We start from the raw sequence: 19,842 nt of genomic DNA on the forward strand, positions 1-19,842 counted from the left end.
GCTGGTCAGTCCAGCAGCTCTACCTCCCAGTTGACGCGTTGTATCTGAATATCAAGCTCACGAATCTGGCGCGCCAGATCATCGGCCTGGGTGCGTAGCTCGGCAACCGGCAAGGCGGACAACATTTTCAGCTCGGACCGCAGTTGCCGCGAATAGCCGGGGTGGCCACTGCCGGCGGCCGCATCTGCTGCCGCGGTCACGATGTGGTGACGCAGGCGTAGCGCGTCTCGGCGGGCTAGCGCGTCCGTCAGCGTGCCGTCTGCACCAATCACCGTGGCAGCATTGGTGCGATTGATACGCCGGATGAGCATTTCATATTCGCCTAACACCTCGCCCGCTTCGACGAGCAGAGCCGCAGCATCCTCGGCAGGGTCTTCGCCTTCCTGATAGCGGGCGTTGTTCACGACGCGGGAGCGCAGCTGCTCGAAGCGGCGCGCCGCATCCGCGCGCAGCGATAACGCCTCCGCCAGCTTCATAATTTCGCCTTCTCGTCATCGTCAACCCCAATCGGGCGTCCGCACCGGGGCTTGCCGGTGGGCACTAGCATGATGCCGCAAAATCGGTTGGCTGGCGATTCACTTTTCGCGGATGCGCTTCCATGACCTCGGCTTGACAGCCCAATGGACGAGTATCGCGACCTGGCATCGCCGCGATGCGTCAACCGTCACCCGGAATGCCGTGCCGCTTCTTGGATGAGTTGGAACCGGGAGGTGATCCCGAGCTTCGTGTAGACGTGGGTGAGGTGGGCTTGCACCGTGCGCGGCGACAGAAAGAGCCGGGCGGCGATGTCTTTGTTACCCAGACCTTTGGTGACCAATCCGACGACGTCGAGTTCGGCCGGGGTCAAAGACTCCCAGCCGCTGGACGCGCGTTTGCGTTCGCCGCGGCCGCGCTGCGCGTAGCTGATTGCTCCGTCGGTTCCCAGCAGCGCACCTTCTGCCCAGGCGGCATCGAAGTTGTTCTGGCCCATTGTACCTTGCAATGCGGTAACCGACGCCTCGTAGCCGGACTGGTGGACCCGGAACCGCACCTGGCCCATACGCTGGCGGCAGGCATCGGCCGCACCGAAAAGTCGTGCTGCTCGCTGGCTGTCGTTGCGCCTGCTCAGATCGGCCAACACGTCGAGGTTTCTGGAAGATGCAGGTACACACCGCTTTTCACGGTGCAGGCGAGAGCGTCGCGGACGTGGCGTTCGGCCTGGTCCGGCAGGCCCTGAGCCGTCGCCACCCGAGCGTGAACCAGATGTGCCACCACCCGGTGCCAGCCGGTCGCCACAGCGACGGCGTCGTCGGTCCACGACCGGGCTGCGCTGAGATCACCTTGGGCCAGCGCCACCTCGACCGCGTTGAAGGCCCGTTGCGCCACCGCCAACTTTGGCTGAGCCACACTCAGGCAGCGCCAGGCGGCCTCGCTTGCGCCGTCCGCCGCCGCGACCTCGCCGCCGGCCAGCGCCGCTTGCGCCGACGCCACGTACCCCAGTCCCAGGAAGTACTCGCCGAGGTCCGCCACGGCCTCCAGCGCCACTTCCGCTGCTGCGCTTGCCGCGCTCACGTCGCCCCGCTGCGCCTGCGCAACGCCCAAGCCCATGAGGCCTGACGCCTCGAGAAACTCATCATGCGCCGGTTGGCAATCGGCCACCACCGCGCTGAATTGTGCTACGGCGTCAACCAGGTCCCCCCGCATCAGCAGTGCCCATCCGAGACTGAGGCCACATTGACGCGCGCCGAACCTGTCGCCGACGGCTTCGGCGACATCACGTCCCTCTTCGGCGGTCGCGCGGGCTGCCACCGGGTCACCCTGCATGACAGCCGTATTCGACTGCTGGGCAAGGATCTGGCTCAGCCTCCACCGGTCGCCGATTGCGCGGGCCAGGTCAGCCGCCTCGGCGTAGTACGCTGCGGCCGCGTCGGCGTCGTAGAGGTAGCCCGCGACGATGCCGCACGCCGTCAAGACCCGCGCCAGCAGAACCGGATCGGCGAGTTCACGAGCGAGGATCAGGGCGTGCTGTGCCCGAGCCATGCCGTCGCCGCGAAATAGAGTGACAACAGCCATGTCCGCCAGCGCCCGAGCCCGCGTGGCGGGTGTGACTTGCTGTTTGCTCGCTTGGTCGATGGGTATCGCGTCGAACCACGCACAGCCTTCCAGGATGCGGCCCCGGGTGTGCCACAGCGGCTGCAGTGAGGACGCAAGTCCGAGCGCCTGTTCGAGGTCGGAGTTTTCCAGGCTCCAGGTGAAAGCGCTTCGGAGATTGTCCATATTGGTTTCGGCCTGTTGGATCAGCTGCTCGTAGTCGGTGCGTCCCGGCGTGTCCAGCAACGCAGCAATCGATGCGTAGTAGTCGCGGTGTCGCGCCCGGATGGCATCGGCCTCTTCGGATTCACTCAGCTTCTCCAGCGCGTACTGGCGAACCGTCTCCAGCAGCCGGTATCGAGTTCGGCCGCTTGAGTTTTCGGCGAGCACCAGCGATTTGTCCACCAGCAGGGTGAGCTGATCGAGCACTTGGTACGGTTCGATGTCGTCGCCCCCGGCGACCGTTTGCGCGGCGGTCAGGTCGAAGCCACCGAGGAATACCGCGAGCCGGCGAAACAGGCTGCGTTCGGTTTGGGTGAGCAGCGCGTGGGACCAATCGACCGAGGCCCGCAACGTCTGCTGGCGGCGCACCGCGGTGCGCGAACCACCGGTCAGCAACCGGAATCGGTCATGCAGCCCATCGACGATCTCCGTCAGCGACATCGTCCGGACCCGCGCGGCCGCCAGTTCGATCGCCAGCGGCATGCCATCAAGTCGGGTGCAGATCTGCGCCACCGCGCCGGCGTTGTCGTCGTTCACGGTGAAGCCGGCCTGGGCCAGGCGGGCGCGGTCGGCGAACAACTCGACGGCGTCGTCCGCCAGCGACAGTGAGGGCAGCTGCCACGCCGCTTCGCCCGCCACCCCGAGCGGCTCACGGCTGGTGGCGAGCACCGTCAGTCCCGTTGCGGCAGTGAGCAATCCAGTGACCAGCTTGGAGCTCGCGTCGAGCAGGTGCTCGCAGTTGTCCAGCACGATCAATACCTGCCGGCCGCGGAGGAACCGCAGCAGCGTGTCCATCGTCGATCGCCCCGGCAGGTCCGGTAGACCGAGTGCACGGGCAGCCGTGACCGGCACAACGTCGGGGTGGCTGATCGGCGCCAAATCGACGTAGCACACGCCGTCGCGGAACTTGTCGGCGATCAGGGCGGCGACATGCACCGCCAGCCGTGTCTTACCTACCCCGCCCGCTCCGGTCAGGGTAACCAGCCGACTATCTGCGAGCGTGTCCTGCAGGCTCGTCATTTCAGCTTGGCGGCCAACGAAATTCGTCAGGTTCACCGGAAGATTGCGGGTCGCAATGGTGACGGGTGTGCGCAGCGGCGGGAAGTTGTTGCACAGGTCGGGATGACACAGCTGGACAACTCGCTCGGGCCGGGGCAGATCGCGCAACGGGTGACTGCCGAGATCGCTCAACCACGCGTCGGCCGGGAGCTGATCGATGACCAGATCGCTGGTGATCCCCGACAGCACCGTCTGGCCGCCGTGGGCCAGGTCGCGCAGCCGTGCGGTGCGATTGATCTCCGGCCCCACGTAATTGCCGTCGCCGCTGGTCTGGCTGCGTAGCCGCACCTCACCGGTGTGCACCCCGATACGCAGCCTGATCGGCGCCAGCGGCGCGCGCTGCAGCTGCACCGCACAGGCCACCGCGTCGGAGGCACGTGCAAAGGCGATCACGAAGCTGTCACCCTCGCCCTGCTCGATCGGCCGGACACCGTCGTGGGCGGCGATCGCCTCGGATACCGTCTGATCCAGGCGGGTGATAGCGGCCGCCATCCCGTCGGGTTGCGTTTCCCACAGCCGTGTCGAGCCCTCAACGTCAGCCAGCAGCAACGTCACCGTTCCGGTTGGTAGCTCGCTCATGCCCACGTCGCTCCAGTCGATTTCGCTCATGTTAGCCAGCATGGGGAGACGCCGATCGCAAAACATCGGCGGAATGGCTAATCGTGGGAGTTGCGGGGGCGTCTACATACGCGTCTCTACGAGTTGCGGATTTAGGTAGTGCGGCCGATGGCCGTTGGCCGGCCTGGAAGCCGATCACCGGGATATCCGGGCCCGCGATGCATGGTTTGAGGAGCTTGCGCTCGCCGACGAATCTGTCAGTCCGCCGCGATAGTATTAGCACATGTGTTCGAATCGGGAGTCGGTGGTGGCGGTGCTGGACCGTCTCGATGCCGACGTCGACGAGCTGATCGAGATGTCTTTCGAGGCGCTCACCACCCCCGAACGGTTGCGGGTGCTGGAGCGCCTGGAGCGGGTGGCGCGCCAGTTACCAGTCGCCCAGCACGCGTTGATCAACCAGATCGGCGAGCAGTCCAGCGAAGAGGAGCTGGGCGGGAAGCTGCCCGCGGCGCTGGCCAACCGGTTGCGGATCACGCGGGCGGAGGCCAGCCGGCGGGTGGCGGAGGCTGCCGAGCTCGGTGGGCGCCGCGCGTTGACCGGTGAACTGTTGGCACCGCAGCTCAGCGCCACCGCTGCCGCCCAGCGCGACGGCCATATCGGCGAGGCGCATGTGCGGGTGATCCGCGACTTCGTTCGTCACCTGCCGGTAGAGGTGGACATCGAGACTCGCGAGAAAGCCGAGGCCCATCTGGCCGGGCTGGCCACCCGGTTTCGCCCTGACCAGTTGGGGAAGCTGGCGCAGCGGCTGATGGACTGCCTCAATCCCGATGGCACCTTCACCGATGAGGACAGGGCACGGCGACGCGGTCTGACCTTGGGAAGGCAGGGGTCGGATGGGATGTCGCGTATCAGCGGCTACCTGACCCCGCAAGCCCGCGCCACGCTCGATGCCGTCTTAGCCAAGCTGGCCGCCCCGGGCATCTGCAACCCGGCCGACGAAAGCCCGGTGATTGACGGCCCGGCACCCGACGATGCCGCCCAGCGCGACACCCGCTCGGAAGGCCAACGAAACCACGACGGGCTACTGGCCGGCCTGCGCGCGCTACTGGCCAGCGGAAAACTCGGCCAGCACCACGGCCTACCGGCCGCCATCATCGTGACCACCACCCTCAAAGACCTCGAAGCCGCCGCCGGCACCGCACTCACCGCCGGCGGCACCCTGCTACCCATGTCCGACGTCATCGCTCTGGCCCGCCACGCCCACCATTACCTCACCATTTTCGACCAGGCCAAACCCCTGGCGCTGTATCACAGCAAACGCCTGGCCTCACCGGGGCAACGAATTGTCTTATACGCCAGCGATCGTGGCTGCACCGCACCCGGATGCGACGTGCCGGGATATCGCTGCCAGGTCCACCATGTGCGGGACTGGGCCAGCACCCATCGCAGCGACATCGACCAACTCACCCTGGCCTGCGGACCCCACCACAAACTCCTCGACAACGGCTGGACCACCCGCAAAAACGCCCACGGCGACACCGAATGGATCCCACCGGCCCACCTGGATCGCGGCCAACCCCGCACCAACACCATGCATCACCCCGAAAAACTGCTCCGCGACGGAGACGACGACGAAGAGGATGCGGCGTAGCGACCTGGTTTTCGGATTCACTAGCGTGAGCCCAATGAATGAGCAGCACCGCAACCTCGTGCTGATGCGACACGCGAAGTCGGCCTACCCGGATGGCGTCGCCGACTACGACCGGCCGTTGGCGCCACGGGGTATCCGCGAGGCCCGGCTGGCCGGTGAGTGGTTGCGGGCTAACGTGCCGACGGTCGACAGCGTGCTGTGCTCGACGGCCACTCGCACCCGAGAGACGTTGGTACGCACCGGCATCGATGCGCCGGTGCGCTACGCGCAGCGCCTCTACGGCGCCACTCCCGGCGCCGTGATCGAGGAGATCAACCGGGTGGCCGATGAGATCACCACCCTGCTCGTCATCGGTCACGAACCGACCACGTCGGCGCTGGCCCTCATTCTGGCCACCGCCGACAGCACCAAATCTACAGTTGCACAACGTATTTCGGAAAAGTTCCCGACGTCGGCGATCGCCGTGCTACGGATCGAAGGACGTTGGGAGGATCTGCGACCCGGCGACGCCTCGCTCGTCGCCTTCCATGTGCCGCGGGAGGCCTGACCACCGAGCTGTCCCGCCGCCCCTCCGGCTCAGGCGTTGGTGGCCAGCGTCAGCTCCATCAGCTTGATGGCCTGCCCACAGGCGTCGATACCGGGCGCCTGCGGGTTGACCCACCACCCGACCACTCCCGCCGCATCGCTGGCCACACCGCACGCGCCGTTGGGATCGCCGGTCCGCATCACAATCGAGTCGATGCCCTGGATCGTGCGATTTTCGACCTGGTATTTCAGACCCTCGGCGACCTTGCGCTCGTTGCTCAGGCTGCCCTGCTCGAACCAGAACCGGGTGATGTCGATCAAACCGGCCGGGTTGGCCGCCTGCCACCGGCATATCGCGCCCACGAATGTGCTTTGGATGTCGAGCGGATCTGCACCGACGGTCTTGGCCAGGATGTCGGTGGTCAGGACCTCACATTCCTTGAGCAGGTTCGGATATTGCCTTTCGGAGTTGTCGTTGCGCGGCACTCCGCCCGCGCCCGCCTTCACGGCGGTGCCGGAAACCGATCTCGTGCAACCCACCAGGAAAATCAGCGCGGTGATCAATGCGGCGGCACCGACCAGGGCACGTCTCATTTCGCGTTCGCAATCGATTGGCGGGTCAATTCCTTGGCGACGTCACACGGCGGGGGAAATGGCTTCTGGTTAAAGCTCACCGACCACTCAATGAAATCGTCCTGGAACTGGATCCCCACTTCACACAACGAATCGCCCAGGCTGGGCTCGTTGCCGATTGCGATGAAGCCGCTGTGACCGTTGATGTTGATGTCCTCGACACTTGCTCGCGACAGTTCCTCGGTCTTGCGCTCCCGCCCGATCGGGCTACCGCGGTACCAGGAGAAGGAGAAGTGCGGTCCCATGATGCCGCCGCCCGCCAGCCATTGGCAGCCCACCGAGTTCTTGGCCGTGTTGATCAGCCCGCCGACCCTGGTCAGCTCGGTCACCGTCTGATCGCTGACACCACCGCACTGCGGGAAAAACGGCCCGTGCTTGCCCTCGGCGTTGCCGGGCGTCGACGAAATCGTCGCACCCGGCTGGTTGGCGCCGGAATTGGAACACCCCGCGATCGCGGGTGTCAAAGCCACCAGGGCCGACGCCGCCAACACCAGCGTCGTCACATTGCGCCGCACCGCGTACCTCTTCTCCTGCCGGTCACAGCATGCACTGTAGCCGCAGCCCCAGAGGTCAACCACCGACACGCTCGCTGATCAGGCATTTCTGTCTCAGGAGCGAACCTGGCGCCGGTGCCTAGCAGTCGCGGTGTGCGACAGTTACCCCATGCTCCTGGCACTGCTGCGCCAGTACCTGCGGCCCTACCGTCGGCTGATAGCGGTACTGATGGTGTTGCAGCTGATCAGCACCCTGGCTTCGCTGTACCTTCCCACCGTCAACGCCGCGATCATCGACGATGGAGTCGCCAAGGGCAACACCACCATCATCGTCCGGCTGGGCGTGGTGATGCTCGGCGTCACCGGATTACAGGCGCTGTGCGCGGTCGGTGCGCTCTACGTCGGCTCACGGACCGGGACCGGCTTCGGCCGCGACCTGCGTTCAGCCATGTTCGAACACGTCGTCACCTTCTCCGAACGCGAGACTGCCCGGTTCGGCGCCTCGACGTTGCTGACCCGAAGCACCAACGACGTGCGCCAGATCGTGTTTCTGGTGCAGACGACGGCCACCGTGCTGGTCGCCGCGCCGATCATGAGCGTCGGCGGCATTCTCATGGCAATTCACCAGGAGGCCGCACTGACCTGGCTGCTACTGGTCAGCGTCCCGGTGCTGGCGGTAGCGAACTACTGGATCGTGACGCACCTGCTGCCGTTGTTTCGCAGCATGCAGAGCCTGATCGACGGCATCAACCGAGTGCTGCGAGACCAACTGTCCGGAGTGCGGGTGGTCCGCGCGTTCACCCGGGAAGGCTTCGAGCGGGACAGGTTCGCCCGGGCGAACACCGCGCTGTCCAAGACCGCACTGGCAGCGGGTAACTGGCAGGCGCTGATGCTGCCGGTGACCACCCTGACCATCAATGCGTCCAGCGTCGCGGTGATCTGGTTCGGCGGCCTGCGCATCGACAACGGCCAGATGCAGGTGGGCTCGCTGAGCGCCTTCCTGTCGTATTTCGCCCAGATTCTGATGGCGGTGTTGATGGCGACGATGACGCTGGTCGTGCTGCCGCGAGCATCCGTGTGCGCCGAACGCATCACCGAGGTGTTGTCCACCCGCGCCGCTATCGGCAACCCGGCAAATCCCACGTTCCCGCCCGACGGGATCACCGGCGTGGTCCACCTCGACGGTGTGACGTTCACCTATCCGGGCGCTGATTGTCCGGTGCTGCAAGGTATCTCGCTGACCGCCCGCCCGGGTGCCACCACCGCGATCGTCGGGAGCACCGGCTCGGGCAAGTCGACCCTGGTCTCGCTGATCTGCCGGCTCCGCGACGTCACCGGCGGCGCCGTCCTGATCGACGGCATCGACGTCCGCGACTACCACACCGAAAGACTGTGGACCGCAATCGGCCTGGTGCCGCAGCGCGGCTACCTCTTTTCCGGGACCGTCGCCGACAACCTGCGGTACGGCGCGGCCCCGAACCAGTCGGTCACCGAGGCGGACATGTGGGAGGCACTGCGCGTCGCCGCAGCAGACGATTTCGTGGGGGCGCACGGGCTGCACATGCGCGTCGGCCAGGGGGGGATCAACTTCTCCGGTGGGCAGCGCCAACGGCTGGCGATCGCGCGGGCCGTCATCCGCCGCCCCGCCATCTACCTCTTCGACGACGCGTTCTCGGCTCTGGACGTGCACACCGAGGCCCGCGTTCGCTCGCAGCTGCGCGAGGTGGCCGCAACGTCAACCATTATCATTGTCACCCAACGTGTTTCGACTGCATGCCAGGCCGATCAGGTGCTCGTCGTCGACGACGGCAGGATCGTCGGCGCGGGCAGCCACGAAGCCCTGCTGGCCGACTGCCCCGCCTATGCCGAATTCGCCATCTCGCAGTCGGTGACCGTCGGCGCCGGGGGGGTCCCGTGACCATGACAATGAACCAGCGGCCGCGCGGCGCGGCGCCGGCCCCCACCATGCGGTCGCAGGACTTCTGGGGTTCGGCGGCGCGCCTGGTGAAACGGCTCGCGCCGCAACGCCGGCTCAGCCTTGCGGTGATCACGCTGGGTATCACCGGCACGGCGATCAGCGTGGTCGTCCCGCGCATCCTGGGCCACGCCACCGACCTGTTGTTCAACGGCGTGATCGGGCGACGGCTGCCGGCCGGCATCACCAAGGCGCAGGCCGTCGCGGCGGCCCGGGCCCGCGGTGACAACGCGTTCGCCGACCTGCTGTCGGGGATGAATGTGGTGCCGGGCCAGGGGGTGGACCTCGGCGCGGTGGGACGTACGCTGGCGCTGGCGCTAGCACTGTATTTGGTTGCTTCGCTTTTGATTTGGGCTCAGACCCGGCTGCTCAACGTGACGGTGCAGCGGACCATAACGACGTTGCGGTCCGATGTCGAGAACAAGGTGCACCGGCTGCCGTTGTCCTACTTCGACGGACGTCAGCGCGGCGAGCTGTTGAGCCGGGTCACCAACGACATCGACAACGTCCAGTCGTCGCTGTCGATGACGATCAGCCAGCTGGTGACGTCCATTCTGACGGTGCTGGGCGTGCTCTTCATGATGGTGTGGATCTCGCCGCTGCTGGCGCTGATCACGGTGCTGACGGTGCCGCTGTCGCTGCTGGTGACGCGGGCGATCACGCGACGTTCGCAAGGACTGTTCGTTGCGCATTGGACCAGCACCGGGCGCCTCAATGCCCACATCGAAGAGACATACAGCGGCTTCACGGTGGTCAAGACCTTCGGTCACCAGGCCGCCGCGCGAGAAGAATTCCGCAAGCTCAACGACGACGTCTACCAGGCCAGCTTCGGCGCGCAGTTCCTGTCCGGTCTGGTCGGACCGGCGACGACGTTCATCGGCAACCTCGGTTACGTCGCCGTCGCCGTGGCGGGTGGCCTGCAGGTGGCCACCGGTCGCATCACGCTGGGCAGTGTCCAGGCCTTCATTCAATATGTCCGCCAGTTCAACACGCCGCTGAGCCAAGTGGCCGGGATGTACAACACCCTGCAATCGGGGGTGGCCAGCGCCGAGCGGGTATTCGAGCTGCTCGACGAGGCCGAAGAATCGCCGGAGCCGGAGCCGGAGCCGGCGCCGGCGTCGGCCGTCCGGGCGCCGATTCCTGCTCCGAGCCGGCCCGGTCGCGTCGAGTTCGAACACGTGAGCTTCGCCTACCACCCCGGTCACCCGGTGATCCGGGACGTGTCGCTGGTGGCCGAGCCGGGTAGCACGGTGGCGATCGTCGGACCGACCGGCGCGGGCAAGACCACGCTGGTGAACCTGCTGATGCGGTTCTACGAGGTCGATTCCGGCCGGATCCTGATCGACGGCGTGGACATCGCCTCGATGAGCCGGCATGCATTGCGGTCACGGATCGGCATGGTGCTGCAAGACACCTGGCTGTTCGACGGGACGATTGCCGAAAACATCGCCTACGGCCGGCCGGACGCCGCCCCCCACGAGATAACCGAAGCCGCCAGAGCAGCACATGTCGACCGTTTCGTGCGTAGCCTTCCGGACGGCTATCAGACCCGGATCAGCGGCGACGGAAGCAACATCAGCGCCGGCGAGAAGCAGCTGATCACCATCGCGCGTGCGTTCCTTGCGCGCCCCCAACTGCTGATCCTGGACGAGGCCACCAGCTCGGTCGATACCCGCACCGAGCTGCTCATCGCCCAAGCGATGTGCGAACTTCGCCGAGACAGAACGAGTTTCATTATCGCCCATCGGCTTTCGACGATTCGCGATGCCGACCGCATCATGGTCGTACAGGACGGACAAATCGTCGAACAAGGCAACCGCGCCGAACTACTGGCCCGGCGCGGCGCCTACTACGCGATGACTCAGGCCTAACCTCGCCGGTGCCCGGGCGAATCGGCGCCGGGAAGTTATCAAGAAGTTATTGAGAATTCGCCAAGAGGTCGGTCCGAAGCTGAGGTCACCAAGCAGGAAACCCACAGCACTCAGCAAAGGACCTCAGCAATGTTCTCAGCACGCCTCACCGCAGTCCTGGCCACCGCCGTCGGCGCCGCCGGCGTCGGGCTTGCCGTCGCCACCGCCGGCCTCGCCTCGGCCACCACCGCAGCTGACGCGGCATTCATCTCGCAGATGGAGTCGGTTGGCGTTACCTTCTCCTCACCGCAGGCGGCGGTCCAAGAGGGCCACCAGGTCTGCACCGAATTGGCGGCCGGAGCAACCGGATCCCAAATCGCCAGTGAAATCCTCAGCCAGACCAACCTGACCTCCAAGCAAGCCGCCTACTTCGTCGTCTACGCAACCAAGGACTACTGCCCGCAGTACGCTAGCCAGCTCACCTGATCGACCCCCACACAGCATGCGGGGATCCCGAGAACCGGGATCCCCGCATCGCGCATTCTGTGACAGTCAGCCGCGGCGAGATAGGTGGACCCGGACCGGCCGGCCGTAACCCAGGGCTCACTAAGCTCGGAGTTCGGCTTGAGCAACTGCGGGCTGACGAAGGAGATGTCGATGAAGCTTGCGCGTCGAAGCGTTGTCGCCGCCGCGGCCACCGGACTCGCTGTCGCCCTGACGATCAGCGGCTGCGGACATTCGGATACCGGCGCCAAATCGTCGAGCGCCACCGCCACCGCCACCAGCGGGGAGGCGGCGAGGTTGCTCAAGCAAGCCACCGACGTGATGCGCAAGGTCACCGGCATGCACCTCAGCCTTGCCGTGCAGGGCGACGTGCCGAATCTGCGGGTGACAAGGCTCGACGGCGATGTATCCAACACACCGCAGACCGTCGCCACCGGCAGCGCGACGATGCTCGTCGGCAAGGACACCCAGGACGTCAAATTCGTCTATGTCGACGGTCACCTCTATTCCGACCTCGGCCAACCCGGCACGTACACCGACTTCGGCAACGGCGCCTCGATCTACAACGTGTCGGTGCTGCTGGACCCCGACAAGGGCTTGGCCAACGTACTGGCCAACCTCAAGGACGCGTCGGTGGCCGGCTCCCAGCAGGTGAACGGGGTCGCCACCACCAAGATCACCGGGAAATCAAGCGCCGACGACATCGCGACGCTGGCCGGCTCACGGTTGACCACCGAGGACGTTGCCACGGTGCCCACCACCGTGTGGACCGCTTCGGACGGGTCCTCACATCTCGTGCAAATCCAGATCGTCCCGGCCCCCAACACTTCGGTGACGCTGACAATGTCCGACTGGGGCAAACAGGTCACCGCTACCAAACCGGTCTAGCCATTGGCGGATGGCGTCACGGCAATGTCGATCCGGCCGGACCGCCGACGCTCGGAAAGGATTCACCAATGACGATGATGGTTCCCCATCGGCGCCGGTTCGCCGTGACGGTCGCCCGGCTGGCGGTTGTCATCGCAACCATCGCGGCCCTCGCAACAACGTCGGCAACTGCGGCGACCGTGGCACGCGCCACCGATTCCTACGGGGCTATCGCCTATTCCAGCAACGGGTCGTGGGGCCGGTCGTGGGCCTACCCCACCAAGGCGGCCGCCGAAGCCACCGCGGTCAAATCGTGTGGCTACTCCGATTGCAAGGTGCTCACCTCGTTCACCGCCTGCGGTGCCGTCGCCGCGAAAGACCGCGACTACAAGGGCGGCACGGGCCCCAACCTCAGTGCCGCCATGAAAGACGCGCTGAGCAAACTCGACGGCGGCTACATCGACACGTGGGCCTGCAACTGACGCGCCACCGCATGGTCACACCCCGGCCACGGCAGGTCACTCCAAGAATTCGACGAGATAACGAATAGGCCACCATCAGAGCCTTTTCTCAACAGCCCCTCCACCGGAGCGGAATTGAGAAAGGACCCGGCCATGAAGACCGTCAACATCTCCATCGTCGCCAAGGCAACCGTCGCCACCGCGCTCGCGGCCGGCCTGTCGCTGGGCTTGGCCAGCCAGGCCGACGCATCCGTCGGCGGCACCATGTTCGGCGACCCGGCCGCGGCCGCCAAGTACTGGCGCCACCAGAACTACGACGACTGCGCCATCATGTCCAGCGCCGACGTCATCGGCCAGATCACAGGCAAGCTGCCCTCGGAGCGGGCCATCATCAAAGTGGCCCAGTCGACGCCCAGCACCAGCCACCCCGGCTCGATCTACATCAAGCCGACCGACAAGAACGACCCGAACTCGGGCATGGGCACCAACCCGGAGGACCTGCCGACACTGCTGGCACACTACGGAGTCCACGGCGTCAACACCGACTCGGACAGCGCCGCCCAGACCGGCGTCGCCACCGGCATGGACGCGCTCGAGCAGTACCTGGGCAGCGGCCACGCGGTGATCGTCGGCGTCAACGCCGAAATGATCTGGAACGAGCCGATCGAGAACAAGGGCAGCGACGGCCAGCCGCGGGCCGACCACGCAGTGGTGGTGACCGGCGTCGACACCGCCAACGGCGTCGTGCACCTCAACGACAGCGGCAATCCGGACGGTCGCGACGAGCAGATCCCCCTGGAGACCTTTGTCAAGGCCTGGGCCACCAGCCACTACTTCATGACCGTCACCCAGGAAACACACAAGTAGCCGTTGGTCCGACACCCGGCGGGCAGCCACCCAAGCGTCGGGTCGGCTGCCCGCCACTCGTGTTTCGCGGCTCTTTATAGCCCGTAGATCACTTCAAGGATTCATAGAGATAACGAAAAGGCCGTCATCGGAACCTTTTCTCAACGCCCATTCCGCAGCCATCCGACGGGCGCGGAACGAGAGAACGAGAAAAGGGAAACACCGATGAAGATCTCCACCATCGCCAAGACCGCCGTCGCCGCCACCTTCGCGGGCGCGCTGGCACTGGGACTGGCCCTCCCGGCCGATGCGGCGACGGGCACGATGTACGGCGACCCCGTAGCGGCCGCCAAGTGGTGGCGCTACCAGAAATACGACGACTGCGTCATCATGTCGAGCGCCGACGTGATCGGTCAGATCACCGGCAAGGAACCGTCGGAGAAGGCGATCGTCAAGGTGGCCCAGTCGACACCCAGCACCGTCCACCCCGGCTCGATCTACATCAAGCCCGCTGACCCGTCGAACCCGAATTCCGGCATGGGCACCAGCATGTGGGACGTGCCGGCCCTGCTGGCGCACTACGGCGTCGACGCCAAGGTCACCGACACCGACGACGCCCCGCAAACCGGAATCCCCACGGGCATGGAGGCGCTCGAGCAGTACCTGGGGGGGCGGCCACAAGGTCATCGTCAGCCTCAACGCCGAAATGATTTGGGGCCAGCCGATCGAAAGCAAAGACAGTGACGGCAACCCGCGCTCCGACCACGCGGTGGTGGTCACCGGAGTCGACACCGCCAACGGCATCGTGCACCTCAACGACAGCGGCACCAAGCAAGGCCGCGACGAACAGATCCCCATCGAGACCTTCGTCAAGGCATGGGCCACCAGCCACGACTTCCTGGTCGTCACCACCGGCACCTGACCACCGGGACAGCGACGGCGGGCAGACACCGCGGGCAACGCGTCCGCTGAGCTGGCCGCCGATCGCGTGTCCCGCAGGGCGACAAGGTGATTCGCTAAGACGACACCAATGGCCGGGCGTTTGCGGTCCGGCGGCGCGACGGGATCGACCTGCCCGGCCCGTTGATTCGTACCGGATCGGCGAACTTCGTACCAGAATGACCGTTGATGACCGTTGCTCGACACTAGGCAGATGAGGCGCAGATGAAGCCGCGGAGGACCCGGGATGGCTGGTAACGCGATGACGGGCAAAAGTCTCGAATTCGGTCTGCTGGGACCGCTGGAGATGAGCATAAACGGCGACCTGGTACCGACCGGCACCCCTAAGCAGCGGGCGGTGCTGGCCATGCTGGTGATCAACCGCAACCGGCCGGTCGGCGTCGACGCGCTGATCACCGCTCTCTGGGAGGAGTGGCCTCCCTCCGGAGCCCGGGCCAGCATTCATTCCTACGTGTCCAACCTGCGCAAGCTGCTCAGCGGCGCCGGTGTCGACCCCCGAGCGATTTTGGCCGCGGCACCCCCGGGCTACCGGCTCAGCATTCCGGAGAACAGCTGCGATCTCGGGCGGTTCATAGCGGAGAAAGCTGCCGGGGTACACGCGGCCGCCGCCGGCAAATTCGACCAAGCCAGCCGGCATTTGGCTGCGGCACTGCGGGAATGGCGTGGGCCCGTGCTCGACGACCTGCGTGACTTTCAGTTCGTCGACGCGTTTGCCACCGCGCTCGTGGAGGACAAGATTCTCGCCCACACCGCCAAGGCGGAAGCCGAGATCGCTTGTGGCCGCGCCGCTGAGGTGATCACCGAACTGGAGGCCCTCACCGTCGAACACCCGTATCGGGAACCACTGTGGGCCCAGCTGATCACCGCCTATTACCTCACCGATCGGCAATCCGACGCGTTGGGCGCGTATCGACGGGTAAAGACAACCCTGGCCGAGGATCTCGGCATCGACCCCGGCCCGACTCTGCGCGGTCTCAACGAACGCATCCTGCGCCAGGAACCGTTGGACGCCAAGATGAACGCGAAGTCCACCGCCGTCGGCACCGTCACCCTGCTCGACCAGCGGACCATGGTGACCGGACAACAAGCCGTGGCCTGCCTGCACGACATCGCCACCGGGCACGACCACCCGCTTCGCACCGCGGCGACCCGTATCGGCCGTCTCAGTGACAACGACATCGTGCTCGACAGCGCGAAGGTCAGCCGCCATCACGCGGTCATCATCGACACCGGGACCAACTACATCATCAACGATCTCCGGTCGTCCAACGGTGTGCACGTAGGGCACCAGCGGATCCGCGGCGCCGCCACGCTCAACGACGGCGATCACATCCGCATCTGCGACCACGAATTCACCTTTCAAATCGCTGCCCGGCGTGACCGCTAGCATGGCGCCAGCACGGTTGCGCCGCAACCGCTTTGACCGTAAAGAGCCGGCCGGACAGGGCGGGTCCCGGCTCAGTGTCTTACTGCGCCAGGGATTTTCGGCGCGCGGTGACCGCACGGCTGGGGGCTCGGCTAGCGCGCGGCCATAGCCGGACGACCGTCGTGGCTGACCGCGTTCATCCGAACATCGACGGGGCACCCGTGGCCCGGTCGCCCGCGGACGGATAAGCCCCGTTTTCATGCGGTCGGGTTGGCGAGGGCTTACCGTCATGGTTACCGTCACGGGTTGCTGGGCCGACGGGTCGCACTCGCTGCGATAACTGTGCCCACTTGATAGGGTCGGCGGAATTCGGGTTGGGTCGAGGGAGGATCAGCGATGGGCGAGGCGCCAGACTCGCGTGTGGGGTCGATGTTCGGCCCTTACCACCTCAAGCGGCTGCTGGGCCGCGGCGGTATGGGCGAGGTCTACGAAGCCGAGAACACCGTCAAGGAGTGGCCGTGCGCGGTCAAGCTGATGACCGCGGAGTTCAGTAAGGACCCGGTGTTTCGCGAGCGGATGAAGCGCGAAGCCCGCACCGCCGGTCGGTTGCAGGAACCCCATGTGGTGCCCATCCACGACTACGGCGAGATCGACGGTCAGATGTACCTGGAGATGCGCCTGATCGAGGGCACCGACCTGGACACCTTGCTCAAACGTTTCGGTCCGCTGACCCCGCCGCGGGCGGTGGCCATCATCAGCCAGGTCGCCTCCGCTCTCGACGCCGCCCACGCCGCCGGGGTGATGCACCGCGACGTCAAACCTCCCAACGTGCTAGTGACCCGCGACGACTTCGCCTACCTGGTCGACTTCGGCATCGCCAGCGCCACCACCGACGAAAAGCTCACCCAATTGGGCACCGCGGTGGGCACCTGGAAATACATGGCGCCCGAACGGTTTTCCAACGACGAAGTCACCTACCGCGCCGACATCTACGCGTTGGCGTGCGTGCTGTACGAATGTTTGACCGGCTCCCCGCCCTATCGCGCCGACAGCGCGTCCACGTTGGTCACCGCGCACCTGATGGATCCGGTGCCGCAGGCCAGCGCCGCGCGCTCGGGGATACCCAAGGGTTTGGATGCGGTGATCGCGCGTGGCATGGCCAAAAGGCCCGAGGACCGCTACGCCAGCGCCGGCGATTTCGCCCGGGCCGCCCACGATGCCCTCAGCGACCCCGATCAAGACCACGCGGCCGACATCGTGCGCCGCAGCCAGGAAGCGACCTTGCCGGGCACCGCTTTTGCGCCTTTTGCGCCCCAGCCGCCGACGATGGCTGCTGCTACCCCGCCACCGGCGCCGCAGTACCCGGAACCGGCCGGTTCGGGGCCGTTGCCACAGCCGAGCCCGACCGGGCAGCCCGCGTGGGCACCGGCGAGCGGTCCCATTCCGGCCGCCGGCCAGTCCGCGCCGGTCCCGCAGTACTACCAAGGCGGCGGCTGGGGAGGCACGCCACCAGGCACGCCACCACAACAGCCCGGCGGCCCGGCACCCTGGAATCAGCCCGCACCGCGCAAGCGCAACCCGTGGCCGATCGTGGCCGGCGGTGCCGCCGCACTGGTGGTCGTTCTCGTCGTCGCCGCCGTCGGGATCTGGTTGGCGACCCGACCGGACTCCACCCCGAAGGCGGACACCACGACCTCCGTCCCCACCACCAAGCCGACGACCCCGAGTTCCCCAACGACAACCACCCCGGCCGGAGACCCACAAAGCAGGCTGATGAGTTATCTGCCGTCCGGTTACGCCAGCGGCACCTGCACACCGACCAGTCCCAAGCCGGACAGCGTTTGGACCGGAGCGACTGCCATGTACAACTGCGGGCAGAACACCAACCAGGGCGGCCCCAGCCGCGCCATCTACGGACTGTTCCCGACTCTTGACGCGCTCAAGAAGGCCTTCGACGACGACATCGCCGCGGTGGATCTGATGAACTGCCCCGGGGAAGGACCGTCGCCCGACGGCTGGCATTACGACCGGACGCCGAACGTGACCGCCGGCATGATCGCATGTGGCACCTACAAGAACCACCCGAACGTGATCTGGACCAACGAGGAAAAGCTGATGCTCAGCGACGTCTTCGGCGATCCGGCCACCATCGACGAACTGCACACGTGGTGGGCGAAGTACGGCTGATCCGGACCGTCCGTAGCCGCTGAAGCTCAAGCAGCACAACAAGATTGGCACGCAGGGCGGCGATGAGCACGATGCGCGGGATAGGCGAAACCGTGCGACCGGAGGTGTCGGAGGCTTGGTATGGAGGGTAGGGCCGAGGCGGTTGTGATGGAGGTGCCCCGGTTGGAGTTGCGTGCTGGTGGGCGGGTCTGGCATGCCACGCCGAATCGGGTGTGGACGATTGGTCGGTCGGCTGAGGCTGATGTGCGGTTGGATAATCCGCGGGTGTCGCGGGATCATGCGGTGTTGCAGCCGGGCCCGGGGGGCTGGGTTTTGGTCAACCACAGCAGCAATGGGATGTTTGTCGAGGGTGCGCGGGTCGAGCGGGTGGCGATCGCGGGGCCGGTGTCGGTGATGTTGGGGTCGGCGTCCTCGGGTGAGTTGGTGCAGTTGGCGCCGGGCGGGCAGCCCGCCGCGGCGGCGCAGCCGGCGGCGGTGGTGGGCCAGACGACGGTGGCCCGGGCGCCGACGGCGGTGCATGCCATTGATCAGTTGGTGGTGACGATCGGGCGTGGCCCCGACAACGATGTGGTGCTCAATGATCTGCTGGTCTCGCGCCGTCATGCGATGCTGCGCCGTTCGGGCGGTCAGTGGGAGCTGGTCGATAACAACAGCGCCAACGGCACCTACGTCAACGGCACCCGGATCAACCGGACGCTGCTGGGGCCCAGCGACATCGTCGGCATCGGTCATCAGCTGTTGCAGCTGTCCGGGGATCGGCTGGTGGAATACGTTGACACCGGCGACATTTCCTATGAGGCGGCCAACCTGCGGGTGGTCACCAACAAGGGCTCCAAGAAGTCCAAGGTGTTGTTGGCCGATGTCAGCTTCGCCCTGCCCCAGCGCAGCCTGTTGGCGGTGGTGGGGCCCAGCGGGGCCGGGAAATCCACGCTGCTGGGCGCGCTGACCGGGTTCCGCCCGGCCACCAGCGGCAGCGTGCGCTACGACGACCGCGACCTCTACGACAACTACGCCGAACTGCGCCACCGGATCGGGTTCGTGCCCCAAGACGACATCCTGCACACCCCGCTGACGGTCCGCCGCGCGCTCAATTACGCTGCGCGGCTGCGGTTTCCCCACGACGTGTCGGCCGCCGAACGCAACCAACGCATCCAGGAAGTGCTGACCGAACTGGGCCTGTCCACCCAGGCCGATCAGCGCATCGACAGTCTGTCGGGCGGGCAACGCAAACGCACCAGCGTCGCACTGGAACTGCTGACCAAACCCTCGCTGCTGTTTTTAGACGAACCCACCTCCGGGCTCGACCCCGGCTACGAGAAATCGGTCATGCAGACCCTGCGCTCGTTGGCCGACGACGGCCGCTCGGTGGTGGTGGTCACCCACAACATCGCCCACCTCAACATGTGCGACCGGCTACTGATCTTGGCCCCCGGGGGCCGGCTGGCCTACTTCGGCCCACCCCAACAAGCCCTGAGCTACTTCCACTGCACCGACTTCGCCGACCTGTTCACCCTGCTCGAACGCGACACCACCACCGACTGGACCGCCCGCTTCTACGCCTCACCGCTACACGCCGCCGTCACCGCCCACCCGGCCCCCACACCCGGCCCACCC

Annotated in this window: 16 protein-coding genes and 1 pseudogene; 12 read left to right on the plus strand and 5 right to left on the minus strand. The window is 66.2% G+C overall.

Features of this window, described 5'->3' with window-relative positions; all coding sequences use genetic code 11:
- Positions 1–5: 5 nt before the first annotated feature.
- From BST40_RS17380 to BST40_RS17385, 3 genes are all read right to left on the minus strand, one after another.
- Positions 6–476, minus strand: a complete 471-nt coding sequence (locus BST40_RS17380; RefSeq protein ID WP_083154933.1) for a DIP1984 family protein — start codon at positions 474–476, stop codon at positions 6–8.
- Between the two features lie 188 nt (positions 477–664).
- Positions 665–1,120: a helix-turn-helix transcriptional regulator gene (locus tag BST40_RS33645; RefSeq protein ID WP_482805263.1), complete on the minus strand. Its 456-nt coding sequence runs from the start codon at positions 1,118–1,120 to the stop codon at positions 665–667.
- Positions 1,105–3,960, minus strand: a complete 2,856-nt coding sequence (locus BST40_RS17385; protein ID WP_482805264.1) for an ATP-binding protein — start codon at positions 3,958–3,960, stop codon at positions 1,105–1,107. The genes BST40_RS33645 and BST40_RS17385 overlap by 16 nt, the downstream gene beginning before the upstream one ends.
- A gap of 232 nt (positions 3,961–4,192) precedes the next feature.
- Here BST40_RS17385 and BST40_RS17390 point away from each other — a divergent pair, with 232 nt between their 5' ends.
- Together BST40_RS17390 and BST40_RS17395 are read left to right on the plus strand one after the other, a co-directional pair.
- Entirely contained in the window at positions 4,193–5,560 is a 1,368-nt protein-coding gene (locus tag BST40_RS17390) for an HNH endonuclease signature motif containing protein (RefSeq protein WP_075548698.1), read from the plus strand.
- A gap of 34 nt (positions 5,561–5,594) precedes the next feature.
- Positions 5,595–6,107 (plus strand): SixA phosphatase family protein, encoded by a 513-nt coding sequence (locus BST40_RS17395; RefSeq protein ID WP_083154935.1) that lies wholly within the window; start codon positions 5,595–5,597, stop codon positions 6,105–6,107.
- Between the two features lie 29 nt (positions 6,108–6,136).
- Here the strand turns inward: BST40_RS17395 and BST40_RS17400 are convergent, their stop codons facing one another.
- Complete coding sequence (locus BST40_RS17400; protein WP_075548696.1) at positions 6,137–6,679, minus strand: DUF3558 domain-containing protein; 543 nt, start codon at positions 6,677–6,679, stop codon at positions 6,137–6,139.
- On the minus strand, positions 6,676–7,233 hold the full coding sequence (locus BST40_RS17405; protein WP_075548695.1) for a DUF3558 domain-containing protein: 558 nt from the start codon (positions 7,231–7,233) through the stop codon (positions 6,676–6,678). The genes BST40_RS17400 and BST40_RS17405 overlap by 4 nt, the downstream gene beginning before the upstream one ends.
- A gap of 148 nt (positions 7,234–7,381) precedes the next feature.
- Between BST40_RS17405 and BST40_RS17410 the strand changes: the two genes are divergently transcribed.
- The 10 genes and pseudogenes from BST40_RS17410 to BST40_RS17455 all read left to right on the plus strand — a co-directional run.
- Positions 7,382–9,130 (plus strand): ABC transporter ATP-binding protein, encoded by a 1,749-nt coding sequence (locus BST40_RS17410; protein WP_075548694.1) that lies wholly within the window; start codon positions 7,382–7,384, stop codon positions 9,128–9,130.
- Positions 9,131–9,132: 2 nt separating this feature from the next.
- Positions 9,133–11,058, plus strand: coding sequence for an ABC transporter ATP-binding protein (locus BST40_RS17415; protein WP_083154936.1), 1,926 nt, complete (start codon positions 9,133–9,135; stop codon positions 11,056–11,058).
- Positions 11,059–11,187: 129 nt separating this feature from the next.
- Positions 11,188–11,523, plus strand: a complete 336-nt coding sequence (locus tag BST40_RS17420) for a DUF732 domain-containing protein (protein ID WP_075548692.1) — start codon at positions 11,188–11,190, stop codon at positions 11,521–11,523.
- A gap of 171 nt (positions 11,524–11,694) precedes the next feature.
- Positions 11,695–12,429 (plus strand): LppX_LprAFG lipoprotein, encoded by a 735-nt coding sequence (locus BST40_RS17425; RefSeq protein ID WP_075548711.1) that lies wholly within the window; start codon positions 11,695–11,697, stop codon positions 12,427–12,429.
- A gap of 68 nt (positions 12,430–12,497) precedes the next feature.
- A complete protein-coding gene (locus tag BST40_RS17430) occupies positions 12,498–12,890 on the plus strand; it encodes a DUF4189 domain-containing protein (protein WP_089025194.1) in 393 nt (130 codons plus the stop codon).
- 132 nt (positions 12,891–13,022) lie between these two features.
- The gene (locus BST40_RS17435; protein ID WP_083154938.1) at positions 13,023–13,736 is read left to right on the plus strand and encodes a C39 family peptidase; all 714 of its coding nucleotides are present in this window, start codon (positions 13,023–13,025) and stop codon (positions 13,734–13,736) included.
- Positions 13,737–13,940: 204 nt separating this feature from the next.
- Positions 13,941–14,637 (plus strand): annotated as a pseudogene (locus tag BST40_RS17440) (C39 family peptidase).
- 264 nt (positions 14,638–14,901) lie between these two features.
- A complete protein-coding gene (embR, locus tag BST40_RS17445) occupies positions 14,902–16,062 on the plus strand; it encodes an ATPase/transcriptional regulator EmbR (protein ID WP_083154940.1) in 1,161 nt (386 codons plus the stop codon).
- Positions 16,063–16,437: 375 nt separating this feature from the next.
- The gene (locus BST40_RS17450; protein WP_075548688.1) at positions 16,438–18,228 is read left to right on the plus strand and encodes a serine/threonine-protein kinase; all 1,791 of its coding nucleotides are present in this window, start codon (positions 16,438–16,440) and stop codon (positions 18,226–18,228) included.
- Positions 18,229–18,348: 120 nt separating this feature from the next.
- A partial coding sequence (locus BST40_RS17455) for an FHA domain-containing protein (RefSeq protein ID WP_142276752.1) occupies positions 18,349–19,842 on the plus strand: 1,494 nt, incomplete at its 3' end.

The organism is Mycobacterium persicum (assembly GCF_002086675.1).
Lineage (GTDB): Bacteria > Actinomycetota > Actinomycetes > Mycobacteriales > Mycobacteriaceae > Mycobacterium > Mycobacterium persicum.